Source organism: Croceicoccus hydrothermalis (assembly GCF_022378335.1).
GTDB classification, from domain to species: Bacteria; Pseudomonadota; Alphaproteobacteria; order Sphingomonadales; family Sphingomonadaceae; genus Croceicoccus; species Croceicoccus hydrothermalis.
Genome location: NZ_JAIQCI010000022.1, coordinates 36770 through 54779, shown reverse-complemented (window position 1 = coordinate 54779; position 18010 = coordinate 36770). Strand labels below are relative to the sequence as shown.

The window sequence follows — 18010 nt, the reverse complement described above, 5'->3', positions numbered from 1 at the left end:
CTCGTCGGCCATCCTGCGCTGGTCGCAGGAACGGCGCGTCGAGTGGCATTACATCGCGCCGGGCAAGCCGATGCAGAACGGCTTTGTGGAGAGGTTGGCCTTTGGCCAGCTTCGCTTCCAATGGCCGTTTGCGGGACGAATGCCTCAACGAGACGCTGTTCACCTCGCTGGCCAACGCCTGGTTCGTGCTGGGCGCCGGCGGCACGACTACAACACGGTCAGACCACACTCGAAACTGGGCGGGAAGACCCCCGCCGAGATCGCCGACGAACGTGTCTGGGGGCATGCCCCCAGACACGTTGCCATCCCATCAAACATCAATCATGAAGGAGCGAGACTCTACCTCTGAATGGTAACAATCAGGGGAGCACGTCACGAGCTCTGCCTTTCGTTGTTGAAAGGGAAGTTATCCGACAACACCTAAGCAATCGACGGGGGCGACGAGCGCATTTCTACCCAGCTCTTATGCTGCATTCCGACCCTACTCAGGCGGCCAGCCTCGCGGTATTACGACCCTCACGCTTCGCGACATACAAAGCCTGATCAGCTCGTTGAAGGAGGTTCTCGCCGGATTCGCCGACAGTCAACTGCGCTATTCCGATGCTGACGGTCACCGCGGGAGTATATCCACCAGTCTCAATGGCATTCCGCACGCGTTCGGCGACGGACATTGCCGTTTCCGCAGTAGTGTCGGGGAGGACGACGACGAACTCCTCACCGCCGAACCGACCTACGAGATCATGCGCACGTATCGCTCCAGCGGCAGTCGCAGCGACCCGCTTGAGGACTTCATCGCCCGCCTGGTGCCCATAGGTGTCGTTGATACGCTTGAAATGGTCGATGTCGAACAGAGCGATGGACAACGGTTGCCGCTCCCGACGGGCGGTCAGAACCGCTTGGACAAGATCCGAAGTGACCCGGCGCCGGTTTGCGATACCGGTCAGTTGATCCGTTTCCGCGATGATCTTTGCCGCTCGCGCCGCTTCTTCAGCACGCGTCCGAGCTTCGACGATCGCGGCCTCGCGCGAAACCTGCATCGTGATATCGTGGACGATGCCGAACAGCCCGAACGTCCCGTCGCCGCAATGATCGTCTATTTCGCCGCGCGAGCGCACATGACGGATTTCCCCGTCCGGCCATATGATGCGAGCGGTGAATTCGAATCCCCGGCGGTTACCGATCGCTTCTTCGAGGCTTGCAGTTACGATGCCGCGATCGTCGGGGTGATAGGCGTTTATCGCATCTTCGAGGATCGGGGGGACCTCTCCTTCGATGCCGAAGATATTGAAAACCTCTTGTGACCAGCGGACCTCCTCTGTCGAGACGTCCAGCCACCAATGGCCGAGACTCGCTGTCTCCTCAGCAAGCTCCAGCAGCCGTTTTTCCTCTTCCAGCCGGTCAAGGATACGATCTCGGGACGCCAGCAGGGCTGCGATGGGGAGCGCGGCGGCGAACAAGATCAGGAGATAGAATTGCAGATAAAGGCTCTTAGCCAGCGGACCGCTACCGAAAAGCATCTGTGCCGGCGACCAAGTGTCCAGCGTCAGGGTTCCGATGGTCGCCACGATAAGAACGCCACCGGCCGCTCCCAATGGACCGAGTCTGGCCGCTGCAATGAGGACGACGAGCATCGGTAGGAAGAGAATAGGTGCGCCCGGCTGCCAGAATACCGCGCACGATACCGCTGTCACCAGACCAAAGATGCCGGCGGCTTCGAACGTGCGGGCGTTACTGGCAGGAGGCCCATTCCTTCCGATCGCTTTTACGCCGATGATGATGAGTGGTGTCAGGATCAAGATCCCCAAGAGATCGGTCGAGAACCACGAGAACCAGAACTCGCTTGAGGGTTTCGAAACGGCTGCTACCGCTATCGCTGAACTAAGTGCGCATCCCGCCAAGGCCGCGATGCAGAACCACAAGAGATCACGTGGTTGGGCAAACGATATCTGGCGCTTGAGTGTGGTTGAGAGAACCGATCTAATCGCGACTGGTTCAACCATATTGGCAATGGTGAAAGCGACCGAAATCAGCGGACTGTTCCCGAAGATGAGGTTGGCAGCAAAGCTCGCCACTGCCGCAGCGGCGACATGCCGTTTCAATTCGGTTTCAGGGCGCACAAGAAGAACCGCCAGCAGAAGGCCGCTTGCCGGCCACGAGATGGCGACGCCGCCGCTACCTCCGACCAGTTGGAGGGTGATCGTTACGGCGAGGAAATAGATCGCACCGGTGATGAGAGGTAGCAGATTCGCGGTCGTCCGAAGGTATGTTCGATCGTGTGCCATCGGGTGACGTTAGGGGTGAATGGTTAACGCGTGTTAACCATAACGAACTTCGCGGTCCCAAACTGAGAGCTGCTCCCCCGCCCCTCAATGAACTTCGGCTTCGACGAGGCGGAGCAGGCGTTGGGGATCGTAGGGCTTCGGCAGGAACATTGCGCGCGCAGGCAACTCTTCCTTCCTGATGGGCACCGCCCCTGACATTACGAACAACACGGTCGGAGGATACCGATCCCGCACGTAGTGTGCGAGCCGAATGCCATCCATTTCTCCCGGCATTTGTACGTCGGTGAGCACCACGCGGATATCCGTGCGTTCTTCGAGGACGGCTATTGCCCGCTCGGCGTTCGGCACATCGAACACGCGCCAGCCGGCGTCGAGGAAATAGTCGACCAGATCGAACCGGATGATCGCTTCGTCCTCCACGATGAGGATGATCTTCGTGCCGATCGGCTTGCTCTGACCCACGATCAATTCCTAGCTGCGACTGCGGCGTCCGTAAGCCGCGCTTCGAGTTCGAATACCAAACCCTCGGGACGATAATCGGTTTCGGCCTTTCCGCCGAAATACGATCGCATGGACCGGTCGATGAGCGCAGAACCGAAGCCCTTACGCTCGGGTGGAACCACCGGCGGTCCGCCTTCCTCACGCCAGATCAGCGTAAGAATGGCATCCTCACCGCTGCCCTCGATCGTCCATTCGAGCGTCACTTTGCCGGTCTCGTTCGAAAGCGCGCCGTATTTGGCGGCATTGGTCGCAAGCTCATGGAGCGCCAGTGCGAACGCGACGGTAAGTTCGGGCTTCAGAGTGACCTGCGGGCCATCGATCGTGATACGCTCACCGATTTCTGCATGGGGTGCGAGGGCACCCGTCGCGACCTCGCGTAGGTCCGCCGAGCGCCAAGAGGAGCCGGTAAGCACGTCCGTTGCAGCGCCAAGGGCAGTGAGGCGCGAGCCCAAGCTCTGCGCCGCGCTTGCCGTATCCGTAGCACCGCGTAGCGTTTGCTGAGCGACCGACTGGACGACGGCGAGCACGTTTTTCAGCCTGTGCGCCAGTTCACCGTTCATGAACCGCATGTCCTCCTCGGCCCGCTTGCGCTCGCGGTGGTCGCGGGTGACGGTTCCGTATCCAATCAGCGCAGCGTTTGCGTCGACGATGGGAAAGACAGAATAGAGGACCGGGATGAGTTCGCCTGTCCCGAAGTGCTTGAATGCGAGTTCGCCTTCCCAATGCCCCTCCCGCTCGACGGCGGGAAGAACCTCTTGCGCGACTTTTTCGATCTGCTCGGAGGGGAAGAAGTCGGCAATGACCAGCTCGGTGACGTCGGCCCCTTCGAGCCCTACCATCCGCCGTGCTGCATCATTGACATAGAAGACCTTGCCATCGAGTGCGGCCATGCCAACGAAATCGGTGCTGTTCTCGATCAGCCGGACGAATCTGTCGCGATCCTCCTCACTGGCGCGCAAGTCGGTGATGTCGCGCGACACCGACAGGATGCGATCGACTTCGCCGTTCTCGTCGCGGATCGGGCTGACCGCGACATGCCACCACTTGGTCGTTCCGCCCATCGTATCGGCCTGACCGATGAAGCTATGGGGTTCGCCGCGCCCGGCGCTTTCGACTGCCAACCGCGCTTCTTTGTGACCGGGGCCCGACCAGAAATCGGGCCATGGACACCCGGCGATCGCGTTGAAGTCGCTGACCTCCATCACGCGTTGTCCGCCTTCACTCATGAAGGTCAGGCGACCTTCGAGATCCAGCACCTTGAAGCAGTCGGTCGATGCGCCGAGGACGTTGGACAGGAAGGCTTCACTGGCCCTCAGTTCCGCGAGCGCCGCATCGCGCTGCCGCTCTGCAATGACGTTCTGCGTCGTCTCCATCGTGACGTTGAGCAGTCCGGCAACGGCACCGCTTTCGTCGCGGATGGGCGAGTAGGAGAACGTCCAGAACGTTTCCTCGACATAGCCGTTACGGGTCATCGACAGCGGCATGTCCCGGAAACTGTTCGTCTTCCCGGCAAATGTGGAATCAACCAGGGGCTCGATCTTGTCCCATATCTCCGGCCATACCTGCGCGAAGGTAAGCCCGAGCGCTTCGGGATGGCGTGAACCTAGGATCGGCACGTAGGCGTCGTTGTATAGGAAGACGCGTTCGGATCCCCACGCGATGCACATGGCGTGGCCGGATCCCAACATGATGTCGACAGCGGTGCGCAGCGATTGCGGCCAATCCTCGACCGGTCCAAGAGACGTCGGTGACCAGTCGTGGATTCGCACGCGCTCAACCATATCTGCTGACCGTTCTTCGTCGAGCACCGACTCTAAGGTGGCTACCTGGTCGTGCATCTTTTGATTTCCGCCCGTTGACCTCGTAAGATGCTCGAAGTCAATCAATGGGATAAGCGTAATGCCGTAATTCCAAAAGGACAATCGCGAAGCCGTAGACCTGAACCGATTTGCCCCGCTCGTAGCGGCGAAACTTGGACGCCTCGGTCCCATGTCATCGGATCACTGTGCGCATCCCGTCAGGGAGACGAATAGACCGACGTGCCGACGCCGTCCGCAATCTTCATTTCAGGAAAGGCATCCACGCAGCGCTGCGCGTCTTCGAGCGTTCGAAAGTGGAGGGCCATGCCCTGTCCGAAAAGGACGCTCGCCGAATGCATGGCGTATCGGTTCTCGCCCAGCTCGTTCCGCAGCCAGATTGCCAGCCGATCGATGGTCGCGCCCAAACCGGACTGCGGCACGCGGAACTTCACTCTGATGGGATAGGCGAGATCGTCGGTCTTGGACTGTAGGCGGGTGCGGCGGACCATGCGTCCGGCGTTGGCATCAGCCGCTAAGTCGGAGCAAGCGGTTTGTTCCTCGTTCGTTCTGGACGTTGACAAGGCCGCGCGCCGTGTTCAGCACCAGTGGATGTTCAACCTCTACCGCTTGACGAAGAACGGCGGCGAGGTCGCCCAATGGTTCGACGCCGTCGATACGACCGCTGGCGCCAATGTCGTCGAGCAGGTCTATCCGGGCTATCCCGGCCTGGTCGTCGTGGACGGCGGAATTCGTTCGATGGTCTGGGGATTTCCACTCGCGCAGACGAGCAGGAAGACGGGCAGGCCGCTCAAGCCCAAACCGGTGAACAACACCCGTGCGGACAAACTCGACACGTTCTTCTGGCGTGACAGCTTCGAAGAGCGACGCTGCCTGATACCGCTCGAAGCGTTCGCTGAAGCCGAAGGGGAGCGCGGTAAGATGACACGGACGTGGATCACGCTGCCAGACCGGGAGTTGTTTGCCGTTGCCGGGATATGGCGGGAAAGCGAGGAGTGGGGGCGGAGCTATTCGATGATCATGACGGACGCTAACCAGCAGATGTCATCAGTCCATGATCGGATGCCAGTCGTTCTTCGTGGACCTGAGCAATGGCGGCGATGGCAGAGCGGATCGACGGAGGAAGCCAGATCAATATGCATCCCATACGACGGCGAGCTTCGCATTGATCGCACGCCGGAACGATGGGCAGGATAGGCCTCAACTTTTAAGCGCCCCAATCACTTGGAATTTTGGCAAAGGATCGCCGACGGCTCCTTGGTCGCTAATTTTTTGGTGCCGGACCGGCAAACCCGATCTTCTCGACGGACGGAAAAGGCTGCGTCGGATCAGGTCCTCGTTACGGCCAGCCGCACTATCCGGCAACGGAAAGGCGCCGTCCCTCCGTGATGCGTGCGAGTCAGATCTCGAGTAGGTGGGATCGCCGCTTGCGAATTGCTGTGCAGCGTTACGGAGGCCCACGAATGGTCGTATCCATGTTCCCCCTTCGCCCACTGCCTGGACGCGGTGCGCCATCTACACTTGCAAGAGCACAAGCATGCGGCTCGATAGCGAAGTAAATTCGATCACTACACAGCGGGAAATCTGCGCGGCCTACGTGGCAAGCCAGAGCTATCGCGGCTGGGTAGGCCTTGAACGCTGTTACAACGACGGGGGCCAGTCCGGAAGTGGCCTCGAGCGCCCCGCCCTCGCCGCGCTGATGCGCGACATCGAGGCAGGCGAAATCGACCTCGTGATAGTATACAAGGTTGATCGTCTCACTCGCAGCCTCCTCGACTTCGTCAGACTGATCGAGATGTTTGATCGACGGGGCGTGGCGCTGGTTTCGGTTTCGCAGGCCTTCGACACGTCAGACAGCATGGGACGGACGACCCTCAACGTCCTGCTGACGTTTTCTAAGTTCGAGCCCGAGACGATCACCAATCGGGTTCGGGATTCCATTTGCAACCGCAAGCGCCACGGCCGGATCCATGGACGCTTGGCTCCCTTTGCCTACGACTACGATGACGGCGAACTGGTCGTAGTAGAAGAGGAGGCGGAGATCGTCTGCTTCATGTTCGCAACCTTTCTGGAACGCGGCACTTACACCGCGGTCATGACCGCAGTCCGCGATGCACACTAACCTTTGCATACCTGATGCTTTCTTCCGGCGTTCGATCACAGGCATTGCATTCGCGAGGGTGTAAGATATTAGACGAAGGGCTGGTGCTACAAGGTGCTACAAAAGGTGATTGGCTGTCGTCTTTTTTGCCTTGTAAGTCATTGAATTTCCATAGCTGCCAGATGGGGCGACCCCTCCCGTAGGGGTCACCATTGCCATCCCTCGCTTCGCATCGTCGGCCGGGCTCCCCCTAAATCTTGCATCGCGGGTTATGGGGCTGTAGCGAGAACGGCGTGCTCAAATCGCTTTTCAAGCTGAACCCGGATATCGATCGGATCTCGCTGGCCCGCCGCTTTGCGCAGGACGGTCGTGTACAGATCCGCAACGTTCTGACCGACGAAAGCGCACGCGAAATTCGCCATGTGCTTCAATCGGCAACCCCCTGGGGCCTCGCCTGGCAGGCAGGAAATGACGGACCGAACCTGATCCGTGCCGAGCATTTGCGCGATGCAGGGCACCGCACCCGTCTACAGGCCATGATGGAAAGCACGCACAAGGCCGCGGCGAGCCGAGGGGAAGATTACGCATTCCGCTTCGGCAGCTACCCCATGCTCGATGCCTATCGCGAAAAATGGGCCGAGGGAAGCGCGCAGGACATCCTGCTCGAACATCTCAATACGCCGGAATATCTTGGACTTTTGCGCGACGTAACCGGCATCGAGGCGTTGAGGAAGGCGGACGCGCAGGCCACGCTTTACGGGCCGAACCATTTCCTCGCCACGCATGACGACAGCCACGTGGCCGAAGGGTGGCGCGTTGCCTATGTCCTCAATTTCGCGGATGCCGACTGGCGCCCGGAATGGGGGGGATATCTGAACTTTCACGACCCGGATGGAGACATCGTCGCGGGATGGAAGCCGCGCTTCAACGCGCTCAATCTGTTTCTGGTGCCGCAACGACATGCGGTGTCCTATGTTCCCCCCTTCGCGCCTGCGGGCCGTTTCGCGATTACGGGATGGGCGCGCGACCGGTGAAGGCTGCGGATCTGGCGAGCCTGCGGGAACAGGCTCTCGCGGCCGAACGCGCCGGGGACGGCGAAACCGCGATGCAGAGGATGGCGCATGCGGTCCGATTGGCGGGCGACCACGCCGCGCTTTTGAACAGTGCGGGCGGATTGGCGCTCCGCCTCGACCGGCGCGAAGAGGCGCTGGCTTGGTATCGGCAGGCCTTCCGATTGAGGCCGGATTCCCTGGAATATGCGACCAATCTCGCGATCGCGCTTCACCGCTTCGGCCGTCATGACGAAGCGCTCTCGGCGCTTTCCGGATGCGAATGCAGTGCGCACCGCGATGCGCGCTATTTCGCGACGCGGGGCCATGTCGAACGCGCGCTTTCCCTCCTCGACGAGGCGGCGAAAAGCTATGACCACGCATTGTCTTTGAAGCCTGATCATGCGCGGGCGATGCACGGACGGGCGCGTATCGCGCTCGAACGGGCGGACGCCGACGTCGTCGCGCGATACGAAGCCGCGCTGCGTCTGAACGCGAACGATCCCGAAACCCTGCTCGGATATGCGCAGGCGCTCGAAATTACTGGCCGGAATGACGATGCACTCGCACTTTCGGAGCGATTGAATGCAGCCGCTCCGCGATGGACCGATGCGCTTGCCCAATCGGCGCAATTGCGTCTTGCGCGCGGCGATGACGACTTCACGGCACCGTATCAGGAGGCGGTGCTCCGCGCGCCCGACGATGCGGGGATACGACTGGAATGGGCGCGGCAATTGGCCGGGCTCGACCTTTTTGCCGAGGCCGCGGATGTCGCGGCAAAGGCCCGGCGCGATTTCCCCGACAACCTGAGCTTTGCCTTGCTTGAGGCGGTCCATGCCGGTGAGGCGGGCGACGATGCGCGCGCAGGCGCAATTTTCGCGGCGCTGCCATTGCAAAGTGCCACGCGCGATCTGCACGAAGCACGCCACTGGATCCGACTGGCCGATCCGGAACGGGCCGAAGCGTTGTTGCTTCGCGTTCTGGACGAACGCCCGTTCGACATCGGGGCGTGGGCGCTTCGTTCGATTTGCTGGCGTTTGACACAGGATCGCCGGCTGGAATGGCTGCACGGTCAGAATACGCTTGTGCAGCGACTGCCACTCCCGCTCGAACCGGAATCGCTTCGTACGATTTGTTCGGTCCTCCATGCGCTTCACGAACGGTCGTCTCTTCCTCTTGGCCAATCGGTGCGTGGCGGCAGCCAGACCCGCGGGCGGCTATTCGCGCGTTCGACGCCTGAAATCAGAACGCTTCACGACGCCGTGATGCAGGCGCTGGCTTGCTATCGCGAGGCGCTGCCCGATCGCGATGACCGGCACCCCCTGCTCCGATATCGCGACGCGCCTTGGCGAACCGATGGATCCTGGTCGGTCCGTCTGAATGCCTCAGGCTTTCATGCGGCGCATATTCACCCCAAAGGATGTGTGTCCTCCGCGATTTATCTGGAGCTTCCCGATACAGATGGGGCGGAGAGCGCCGGATGGCTGGAACTGGGAAGGCCGCCAAGCGACCTGCGGCTGGACCTGCCGCCGGAGCGGATGATCGAACCGCGGTGCGGGCATCTCGTGCTCTTTCCCAGCACGCTGTATCACGGCACGCGACCTTTCGAAGGCGGCCAGCGTATGACCGTTGCCTTCGACGTCGTCCCCCGTTGAACGAAGATCGAGCGCGCGTTTAATGCGCTTCAATCCCGGAACGATGAAGGGCGGCGGCACCTGTGTGCCACCGCCCTTTCATTTCGATCGGATCTGATCCGCCTGGATCAGAATTCCGCCTTGAACGAGACGAAGAAGTCCCGGCCCAGAACGTCATAGACGGTCGGGTAGGTATTCGCCTGCTGCTGCGAATCGCCGGTCAGACGGGGCTGCTGGTCGAGAAGGTTGTTCACGCCGAAGGTGATCACCTTGTTTTCCAGAACCTCGAACGAGGTGGCGAGATCGAGGTAGAAGGTTTCCTTCAGACGCGGAATGGCGAGCGATGCCGCATCCACGCCGTCACGCAGCTGATCGTCCTCCGCTTCGCCGACATAGCGGCCACGCAGGCTGATCGTTGCGGGGCCGTCCGAAAGCGTCACGCGGCTCGAGAACTTGTACTCGGGCTGAAGCGTGCCGCAGGTCGAGCCGTAGTAACCCGCACACTGCTCGGTCTGATCGGGGAGATCCGCCACCGGGGTGAAGGTGTTCTCGTCCGTCCAGGTGCCGAGGAAGTAGAACGACAGGTCGCTCTCACCGGCGCCGAACATGCTGAAGCCGACCGGCGTCGCGTAGCTGACCTCAAGGTCGATACCCGACGTCGTGAGTTCCGAAATGTTGGCATTCAGAATCTCGACGAAATTGATGCTGCCATCGTCGAAACGGTTGATGGCCTGGCAATACTCGCTCGAGACGTCCTGTATCGTGTTGTAGCACAGCGACAAGGCGTTGTTCAGACCGCCACCCAGGGTCGAAATCAGGTTCTCGACCTTGATGTCGAAATAGTCGACGGTGATGGCGAGACGGGGGATGAAGGACGGCTGCAGCACGACACCGGCGGTGAACGTATCGGCAGTTTCTTCTTCGAGGTTCGGGTTGCCGCCGAACTGGCCTTCGATCTGCGAGTTCAGCTGAACCGCATCGGTGAAGACCGCATCGGCAGGCACGCCCGTCGCGATGCAGAGATCGCGCACAGCGTCGCTCTGGTTCGTGCTACGGCTCGAGCACGGGTCGGTAGCGGGCGGGAAGCCCTGCGACGCACCGCCGAACAATTCGTCGACGTTGGGCGCACGAACGGCACGCTGATACTGACCACGCAGGGTGATGTCGCGGATCGGAGCAAGCGTAACGCCGCCAGCATAGGTCCACACGCCGCCCACTGCGCCGAGCGAGTAGTCGGAATAACGCACAGCACCGGTCAGTTCGAGACGATCGACGAACCCACCGTTGATCAGCGGCACGTAAAGTTCGCCGAAGAGCTCCTTCACGTCATAGCTGCCCTCGGTCGGCAGACCGGCGTTGAAGCCCGTCACGTCGCCCGATGCAAGGAAGGTGTCGGGAATGTATTCCGACGAAACCTTGCGATATTCGGCACCGAAGGCCACGCCCAGCGCACCGCCCTGAAGCTCGAAAAGCTCGCCATTGACGGTTGCGTTGGCAACCTGCAGCGACGAAATTTCGGTGTTCTGCGCACCGATGCGGATGAAGTCGGCCGCTTCGTCCGAAATCGTGTTCAGGCCGAAGATGTTGAGCGGCACACAGCCGTTCGCCGGATTGGTGCAGACGAGATTGCCATCATCGTCGAACTCGGTCCGCAGAGCCTGGGTAAAGCGGCTGATCGACGCATTGCCCGACTGAATCTGCGAATTGCGGGTCCGCGAATACATGTAATACGCGTCATAGCCCCATGCCGGCGAGAATTCGCCGCGCAGACCGCCCAGAACGCGGAAGGCGTTACGGTCGTCGTTCGAGTTACGCGAGCCGAGTTCCAGAAGGCGGCGACGCACCTGCGAGCTGACGAAACCGTCACCATCGGTGTCGAGCGCGGCAAGCTGGCTCTGAACCGACTCGTCGAAGAACGGGCTGTCCACGTCGAGGTCGACGGTCAGGAACGCCGGCGTCGGGGCCAGTTCCTGCGGCACGTTCGAGTTGACATAAGACAGTTCGGTGTACGCGGTCATGCCATCGGCGATGTCATAGTGACCGTAGCCGCCGAGCATGTAACGTTCCTGCGGAAGCTGCAGGTAGTTGAACGGGGCATAGTTGAACGGCGAATAATCGACGAGCGTGCCGCCGCTGTTCGCGAACTGTGCGCCCAGTGCGTCGACATAGGTCGTGGGAACGCCCGACGAACCGCCGGCGATCGGACCGATGACGCCACCCTGGCCGACGCAGGTCTGCCCTGCGGCCGTGCTGAACGGAACGGTCTGGTCGCTGATGCCGGTATCGCCGTCGATGGACCCGGGAACGATACAGCCATCAACCGCTGCGAAGCGCGAGAACGCACGCTGATCCTGAAAGATCTCCTTGCGGCGGTTGTACGAACCCCAGACGGTGACGTTACCGCGACCGTCGGCAAGGTCGGAACCGAGCGCGATGTCGATGTTGTAGCGGTGGCCATCGCCCCGCTCGGTGATCGAGCTCTGCCCGCCGAGAAGGATGCCGTCGAGATCGTCACGCAGCTTGAAGTTGACGACGCCTGCCAGCGCGTCCGAACCGTAAACGGCCGAGGCACCGCCGGTCACGACATCGACGTTCTGAATGAGGAACTGCGGGATCGTGTTCAAGTCAACGATTTGCGAGGTATCGTAGAACATCCAGCGGCGGTCGTTGACCAGCACCATTGTGCGGGTTTCGCCCAGACCGCGAAGGTTCAGCGTGGCGGCACCATTGCCCGGGTTGTTCGAGTTGCCGTTCAGGCCGGGAACGACCTGCGGCAGCGCGTTGATGACGGATTCGACGTTGACCGAACCCGAAAGCTCGAACTCTTCCTCGTTGACGACGGCGACGGGGGCCGCGGTCTCGAGGTTGCGGCGCGCGATGCGCGAACCGGTAACGACGATCGGCTGACCGACCTGGTCTTCGTAAGAATTGGTGGGCGAACCGACGCCGGGTTCGTCCATGTCGGCCTGCGCGAATGCCGGGCTTGCAACGGCGAGAAGCGAGGTCGCCCCCACCAAGGCCGCGGCGCGAAGGCTGCTGCTGGCCTTCAGCATGGAATTGGTCTTGAATTTCACGATGGAAAATCCCCTAAACTAGTCCTCAGCCACCGATAATCGGAAGCTCATGAGTCTCCTGCCCCGCGGGTCGACAATTTCCGCCCCCCTTCCCGGCCAAGATTGCGGTATCTATTGCGTCGCGACGCATAGGGAGACAAGGCACCTCCAACAAAACTGCAACAATTCGTAAGTATCTGTTGCAATCAAATCACACTCTCCGTCTTGCAAGGCATGTTCGATCGGGCGCGCATCCGATCCCGACGGTGATTTCTGGGAATTGGAGATAGCATCGCCTCCACTCCCCCCCTAAGGCGGGCGTGGCATCCGTCATCGGGGCCGCGACAACTCCGCCGGCACGGGCACATCGCTTCGAAGTGCCGGGAATGAACAACCTACGAGGTCAGGTTCGAATTCATGCAACACCGCCCCCTGCCCCTGCCGGGTCTGTTCCTCGCCTTCGTGGGCGGGATCGCGATCATGGTCCTTGCCGGTGAGTTCTGGCTCGGGCTTTCGGTGCTCACCATATGGGCCGCCTCGCTCTTCCTCACGCCGCGGGAAAAAGACACGCAGGCGCCGCCCCCGCCCAATGCCTTGTTTCAGACCGACCGGCTGCGCGATTTTCTCGAACCGCTCGGCCTGCCCTACCTCGTGATCGAAAGCGGGCGCATCATCCTTGCCAACGCCGCCGCGCGCGAAGTGCTGGGCGGCCATATCGTGCAGCAGGACGCGCGCGTCGCGCTTCGCCATCCCGAGGCGGTCCGCCTGCTCGACCGCGAGGGCGGCGGACAGGCGATCGTGCGCGGTCTCACCGGTTCGCGCAGCATATGGCACGTGTCGCTGCTCCCCATCGACGCGACCTCGACAATGGTCGAACTCGTCAATCGCACGGCGGAGGCGGACATCAGCCGTGCCCATACCGATTTCGTCGCGAACGCAAGCCACGAGCTGCGCACACCGCTTGCCTCCATCATCGGATATGCCGAAACGCTGATCGAGGCGGGCGGCGGCGCGCACATCACGCCCGAGACCAGCCTTCGCTTCCTGCGCACCATCCTGCGCGAAAGCAAGCGATTGCAGGCGCTGGTCGAGGATCTGATGTCGCTTTCGCGGATCGAGGCCGAAAAGCACGAATTGCCGCCTGCCATCTTCGATCTCGGCGACATGGCGCGCACGGTCGCGTCCGGAACCGCCGCACTGCATGGCGAGCATCGCGTCAACCTCGAGTGTACGGACGCCCCCCTCCCCGTGCGCGGCGACCGGCAGCAGGTCGATCAGCTCCTGCGCAATCTCGTCGACAACGGGCTCAAATACGGGGCGGAGGACGCACCGGTGACGATCACCCTGTCCCGCCTCGACAACGATCAGGCCGAAATGGTGGTGACCGATCAAGGCGCGGGCATCGCGGCGGAACACCTGCCCCACCTCACCCGGCGCTTCTATCGTACCGATCCCGGCCGCAGCCGTGCCGTGGGCGGCACCGGGCTCGGCCTTGCGATCGTGAAACATATCGTCGAACGGCATCGCGGCCGGCTCGACATCCGCAGCAGGCTGGGCGAAGGCACCGCGATCACGGTTCGCCTTCCGTTACAGGGGGATGCGGGCGATAGTGCGCCCGGTCATCGCGCCGGTTGAGGGACCGGTTTGCGCGGCGTGTGCACTCCCGGTTGAGTCACTGTCATAAAGCTGTCATGGGGGCCGCGCATGGCGCGACACGGCTTAAACAATACGCGCGAAACTGTCCGGTGTTCCGGCCTTTGAAAATTGCATGCAAGGAATCGAATCGATGACGAATATCCTGTTCAAGAGCCTGCCCGTCCTTCTGGGCACGGTCGCGCTTGCCGCGTGCGACGGGGCGCAGTCTTCCTCGCGGGAGCAGATCAAGGCTGTTGGATCGTCCACCGTCTACCCCTTCGCCAAGGCGGCGGCAGAGGAATTCGCCCGTAGCTATCCGCAATATCCCTCGCCGATCATCGAATCGACCGGCACGGGCGGCGGTATCAACCTGTTCTGCGCCGGCGTCGGCGTCTCGCATCCCGACATCGCGAATGCCTCGCGCCGGATGAAGGCGTCCGAATTCGAAACCTGTCAGAACAATGGCGTGACCGATATCGTCGAGCTTGAGGTGGGCATGGACGGCATCGCCATTGCATCCGCCGCCGACGGGCTGAAGCTCGAACTTACGCCGCGCGAATTCTACCAGGCGATCGCGGCCCGCCCGTTCGGCGAGGAAAACACCGCGCAGAACTGGAACGACATCAACCCCGCTTTCCCGAATCAGCCGATCCTGGTGTACGGCCCGCCGCCCTCGTCCGGCACGCGCGATGCGCTCGCCGAGCTGATCATGACCGCCGGGTGCAAGACCGACGACGCGACCGCCGCGCTCAAGGACGGCAACGAGGAAGAATACGAAGCCATCTGCACCGAGGTCCGCAAGGACGGCAAGTTCGTCGAGCAGGGCGAGAACGACAATCTCATCGTGCAGAAGCTCGTCGCCAATCCGCAGGCCGTCGGTGTCTTCGGCTACAGCTTCCTTGAGGAAAATGCACAGCGCCTTCATGGACAGCCGCTCGGCGGGGTGGAGCCGACCTACGAAAACATCGCCAGCAACGCCTATCCCGGCGCCCGTCCGCTCTATCTCTATGTGAAGAAGCAGCACATGGACGCGGTTCCGGGGCTTAAGGAATATATCCAGACCTGGATCGATAACTGGGGCCGCGACGGCATGTTGACCGGGCGGGGCATGATCGCATCGTCGGATGCGGTGCAGGCGCGGACCGCCGACACGGCGAAGAACCTGACGCTGCTCGATGCCTCGGTTCTGAAATAATCCGGATATAGACCCGCCGTCATGTCTCCAGCCATCTTTGTCCTTCTCGCTCTCGGCCTGGGTCTGGTCGGGTGGCTGGCGGCGCGTTCGCGCGCCTGGGCCATGGTCTCCTCCACGCCTGGCCGGTTGCATTCGCTGCCGTCGTATCATGCGTGGTACGTCGGTCTGTGGGTGTTTGTCCCCGCCGTCCTGTTCGCGACCGTGTGGGCCATCATCAGCCCGCAGCTCGTGATGCAGGCCGTCACCTCGCATCCCGCGGCGGGCGCCCTTCCGAATTCGGCATGACCCGCGACAGCATCATCGCCGAGGCCATGGCCGTCGCGCGCGGCAACGCGCAGGGTGTGTTCAACCCGCTTGCGCAGCCGCTGATCGAGCCGGCCCGCGACGCGCTGACCCGCTATGGCATTATCGGGATCGTGGTGACCCTGCTCATCGGTTTTGCCGCGGGCGTGTGGTCGTTCCTGCGTATAAAGCCCGAGTTTACCGCCCGGACGCGGGTGGAACGCACCGTGATGCTGGCACTGCTGCTGGCCTCGTTGGTCGCTATTCTGACGACTTTGGGCATTCTCGTCTCGCTCCTGTTCGAAACCGTGCGGTTCTTCGGCATGGTGTCGCCGATCGATTTTCTGTTCGGCACGCAGTGGTCGCCCAATCCGATGGGCGATCCGGCCTATACCTCGGGCGAGGATTACGGCGCGCTCCCCCTGTTCTGGGGCACGATCTACATCGGTGCGATCATCGCCATGCTGGTCGCGATCCCGCTCGGCCTGTTCAGCGCGATCTACCTCACGCAATATGCGAACGACCGCCTGCGCCGGGTGATGAAGCCGATGCTGGAAATTCTCGCCGGCGTGCCCACCGTGGTCTATGGCTATTTCGCGGCGCTGACCGTGGCGCCGGTCATCCGCGACTGGGCCCGCGCCGTCGGCATTTCCAACGCCAGCAGCGAGAGCGCGATTGCCGCCGGCCTCGTCATGGGGGTGATGATCATCCCGTTCGTATCCTCGATGGCGGACGATTCCATTGCGTCCGTGCCATCCTCGATGCGCGACGGCAGCCTTGCGATGGGCGCGACGAAGTCGGAAACCATCCGCAAGGTGCTGATCCCCGCGGCGCTTCCCGGTATCGTGGCAGGCGTGATGCTCGCCGTGAGCCGCGCCATCGGCGAAACCATGATCGTGGTGATGGCCGCCGGCGCCGCCGCCAACCTCACCGGCAATCCGTTCGAAAGCATGACCACCGTCACCTATCAGATCGTCGCCATGCTGACCGGCGAGGGCAGTTTCGACCACCCCGCGACGCTGTCGGCCTTTGCGCTGGGCATGGTGTTGTTCACCGTGACCCTCATCCTCAATTTCATCGCGCTGCGCGTGGTGAAACGTTACCGCGAAGCGTATGAGTGAGCCTGCCATGAGCGAGACCACCACAAGCGTCGATGCACAGCGCGAGGCACGCAATGCGCGTATCGCAGCCCGGCTGAAGAAACGCTATGCCGCGGAAAAGCGGTTCAAATATCTGGCGATGGGTTCGGTGATCTTCTCCGCGCTCGTGCTGGCGTTCCTGCTTTTCGTCATGACCTCGAACGGGATTGCCGGGTTTGCGCGCGCCGAGATGCGCGTGCCGGTCGATTTTGCCGCCGCGTGGCTCACCATCGACGAAACGCGCCTTTCGCAGCCGGGCGCGCAATCCGCGCTGGAATCGGCGGGGCTTGCCGACATCCTGCAATTTTCCGCGACCGAAGCCTATGGTCAGGACGCGGCGGACGAGCTCAATGCGGCGGCATGGCGCAATCTCGCCGATCAGCTGATCGCCGATCCCGAGATGCTCCGCGGGGAGCAGACCGTGTCCGTACCCGTGAGCGAGGATCTCGCGTCCGGCATGCGCGGCGAAGGCGCGGCCGAGATGCGCGTTCTCGCCGATCGGCTTCAGGCCGAAGGCGCGCTCTATCGCGCGGTCGACTGGGGCTTCCTGTCGCGCGCCGACGCCACCAATTCGCAGCAGGCCGGAATCTGGGGCGCGCTCAAGGGGTCGCTGCTCACCATGGTGGTGACATTGGCGCTCGCCTTTCCCATCGGCGTGCTGTCGGCGCTTTACCTCGAGGAATACGCCCCGCGGAACAAGTGGACCGACATTATCGAGGTGTCGATCAACAACCTCGCCGCGGTGCCGTCCATCATCTTCGGCCTGCTCGGCCTCGCCGTGTTCCTGGCGATCTTTCCAAACTATCGTTCGGCCCCGCTCATTGGCGGCATGACGCTGGCGCTGATGACGATGCCAGTCATCGTGATTTCGGGCCGCAACGCGATCAAGGCCGTGCCCCCGTCGATTCGCGATGGCGCGCTCGCGATCGGCGCGTCGAAGGTGCAGGTGGTGTTTCATCATGTCCTGCCCCTCGCGCTGCCCGGCATTCTGACCGGCACGATCATCGGCATGGCCCGCGCATTGGGCGAAACCGCGCCGCTGCTCATGATCGGGATGCGTGCCTTTGTCGCGACGCCGCCGGATGGCTTTACCTCGCCATCCAGCGTATTGCCGGTGCAGATTTTCCTGTGGTCGGACGAAATCAATCGCGGTTTCGTCGAACGGACCTCGGCGGCGATCATCGTGCTGCTCGTTTTCCTGCTATTGATGAACGGGCTGGCCATCTATCTGCGCAATCGCTTCGAAAGGCGCTGGTGAGTGTTGAAAATGACGGATCAGAATCTCGACGAAACGCATGGCGAGGACGCGGAAAACCCCTTCG

13 protein-coding genes and 1 pseudogene are annotated in these 18010 nt (G+C 61.9%); 9 read left to right on the top strand and 5 right to left on the bottom strand.

Translation table 11 applies throughout. The features are described 5' to 3' along the window. Window positions 1-349, top strand: a 349-nt coding sequence (locus tag K4G67_RS13310; RefSeq protein WP_239806848.1) for an integrase core domain-containing protein, incomplete at its 5' end; no start/stop codon positions are given. Window positions 350-485: 136 nt separating this feature from the next. Here the strand turns inward: K4G67_RS13310 and K4G67_RS13305 are convergent. From K4G67_RS13305 to K4G67_RS13290, 4 genes are all read right to left on the bottom strand, one after another. Further along, window positions 486-2282 carry a sensor domain-containing diguanylate cyclase gene (locus tag K4G67_RS13305; RefSeq protein ID WP_239806847.1) on the bottom strand — a complete coding sequence of 599 codons (1797 nt, stop codon included), beginning with the start codon at window positions 2280-2282 and terminating at the stop codon, window positions 486-488. 84 nt (window positions 2283-2366) lie between these two features. Beyond that, complete coding sequence (locus K4G67_RS13300; protein ID WP_239806846.1) at window positions 2367-2744, bottom strand: response regulator; 378 nt, start codon at window positions 2742-2744, stop codon at window positions 2367-2369. A 2-nt stretch (window positions 2745-2746) separates the two neighbouring features. Next, window positions 2747-4669, bottom strand: a complete 1923-nt coding sequence (locus K4G67_RS13295) for a PAS domain-containing sensor histidine kinase (RefSeq protein ID WP_239806845.1) — start codon at window positions 4667-4669, stop codon at window positions 2747-2749. A 131-nt stretch (window positions 4670-4800) separates the two neighbouring features. Continuing rightward, entirely contained in the window at window positions 4801-5091 is a 291-nt protein-coding gene (locus K4G67_RS13290; RefSeq protein ID WP_239806844.1) for a hypothetical protein, read from the bottom strand. Window positions 5092-5191: 100 nt separating this feature from the next. On the opposite strand from K4G67_RS13290, the gene K4G67_RS13285 reads away from it, so the two are divergent. The 4 genes from K4G67_RS13285 to K4G67_RS13270 all read left to right on the top strand — a co-directional run bounded on the left by K4G67_RS13285 (window position 5192) and on the right by K4G67_RS13270 (window position 9405). After that, window positions 5192-5797 carry an SOS response-associated peptidase gene (locus K4G67_RS13285; protein WP_239806843.1) on the top strand — a complete coding sequence of 202 codons (606 nt, stop codon included), beginning with the start codon at window positions 5192-5194 and terminating at the stop codon, window positions 5795-5797. Window positions 5798-6137: 340 nt separating this feature from the next. Next, window positions 6138-6722 (top strand): recombinase family protein, encoded by a 585-nt coding sequence (locus K4G67_RS13280; protein ID WP_239806842.1) that lies wholly within the window; start codon window positions 6138-6140, stop codon window positions 6720-6722. Window positions 6723-6994: 272 nt separating this feature from the next. After that, window positions 6995-7735 carry a 2OG-Fe(II) oxygenase gene (locus K4G67_RS13275; RefSeq protein ID WP_239806841.1) on the top strand — a complete coding sequence of 247 codons (741 nt, stop codon included), beginning with the start codon at window positions 6995-6997 and terminating at the stop codon, window positions 7733-7735. Then, the gene (locus tag K4G67_RS13270; protein ID WP_239806840.1) at window positions 7717-9405 is read left to right on the top strand and encodes a putative 2OG-Fe(II) oxygenase; all 1689 of its coding nucleotides are present in this window, start codon (window positions 7717-7719) and stop codon (window positions 9403-9405) included. The genes K4G67_RS13275 and K4G67_RS13270 overlap by 19 nt, the downstream gene beginning before the upstream one ends. Before the next feature lie 107 nt (window positions 9406-9512). Here K4G67_RS13270 and K4G67_RS13265 read toward each other — a convergent pair whose 3' ends face one another. After that, window positions 9513-12458 carry a TonB-dependent receptor domain-containing protein gene (locus K4G67_RS13265; RefSeq protein WP_239806839.1) on the bottom strand — a complete coding sequence of 982 codons (2946 nt, stop codon included), beginning with the start codon at window positions 12456-12458 and terminating at the stop codon, window positions 9513-9515. 396 nt (window positions 12459-12854) lie between these two features. Between K4G67_RS13265 and K4G67_RS13260 the strand changes: the two genes are divergently transcribed. From K4G67_RS13260 to pstA, 4 genes and pseudogenes are all read left to right on the top strand, one after another. Continuing rightward, window positions 12855-14072, top strand: a complete 1218-nt coding sequence (locus K4G67_RS13260; protein ID WP_239806838.1) for a sensor histidine kinase — start codon at window positions 12855-12857, stop codon at window positions 14070-14072. Window positions 14073-14223: 151 nt separating this feature from the next. Beyond that, entirely contained in the window at window positions 14224-15267 is a 1044-nt protein-coding gene (locus K4G67_RS13255; protein WP_239806837.1) for a substrate-binding domain-containing protein, read from the top strand. A 21-nt stretch (window positions 15268-15288) separates the two neighbouring features. Further along, window positions 15289-16670: pseudogene (gene pstC, locus K4G67_RS13250) on the top strand (phosphate ABC transporter permease subunit PstC). A 7-nt stretch (window positions 16671-16677) separates the two neighbouring features. After that, the gene (gene pstA, locus K4G67_RS13245; protein ID WP_239806836.1) at window positions 16678-17946 is read left to right on the top strand and encodes a phosphate ABC transporter permease PstA; all 1269 of its coding nucleotides are present in this window, start codon (window positions 16678-16680) and stop codon (window positions 17944-17946) included. Window positions 17947-18010 lie beyond the last annotated feature (64 nt).

Coding starts and splice junctions, on each gene's coding strand:
- K4G67_RS13260 (WP_239806838.1), top strand. CDS start 12,855: ATGCAACACCGCCCCCTGCCCCTGCCGGGTCTGTTCCTCGCCTTCGTG.
- pstA (WP_239806836.1), top strand. CDS start 16,678: ATGAGCGAGACCACCACAAGCGTCGATGCACAGCGCGAGGCACGCAAT.
- K4G67_RS13280 (WP_239806842.1), top strand. CDS start 6,138: ATGCGGCTCGATAGCGAAGTAAATTCGATCACTACACAGCGGGAAATC.
- K4G67_RS13305 (WP_239806847.1), bottom strand. CDS start 2,282: ATGGCACACGATCGAACATACCTTCGGACGACCGCGAATCTGCTACCT.
- K4G67_RS13285 (WP_239806843.1), top strand. CDS start 5,192: ATGTTCAACCTCTACCGCTTGACGAAGAACGGCGGCGAGGTCGCCCAA.
- K4G67_RS13290 (WP_239806844.1), bottom strand. CDS start 5,091: ATGGTCCGCCGCACCCGCCTACAGTCCAAGACCGACGATCTCGCCTAT.
- K4G67_RS13270 (WP_239806840.1), top strand. CDS start 7,717: ATGGGCGCGCGACCGGTGAAGGCTGCGGATCTGGCGAGCCTGCGGGAA.
- K4G67_RS13255 (WP_239806837.1), top strand. CDS start 14,224: ATGACGAATATCCTGTTCAAGAGCCTGCCCGTCCTTCTGGGCACGGTC.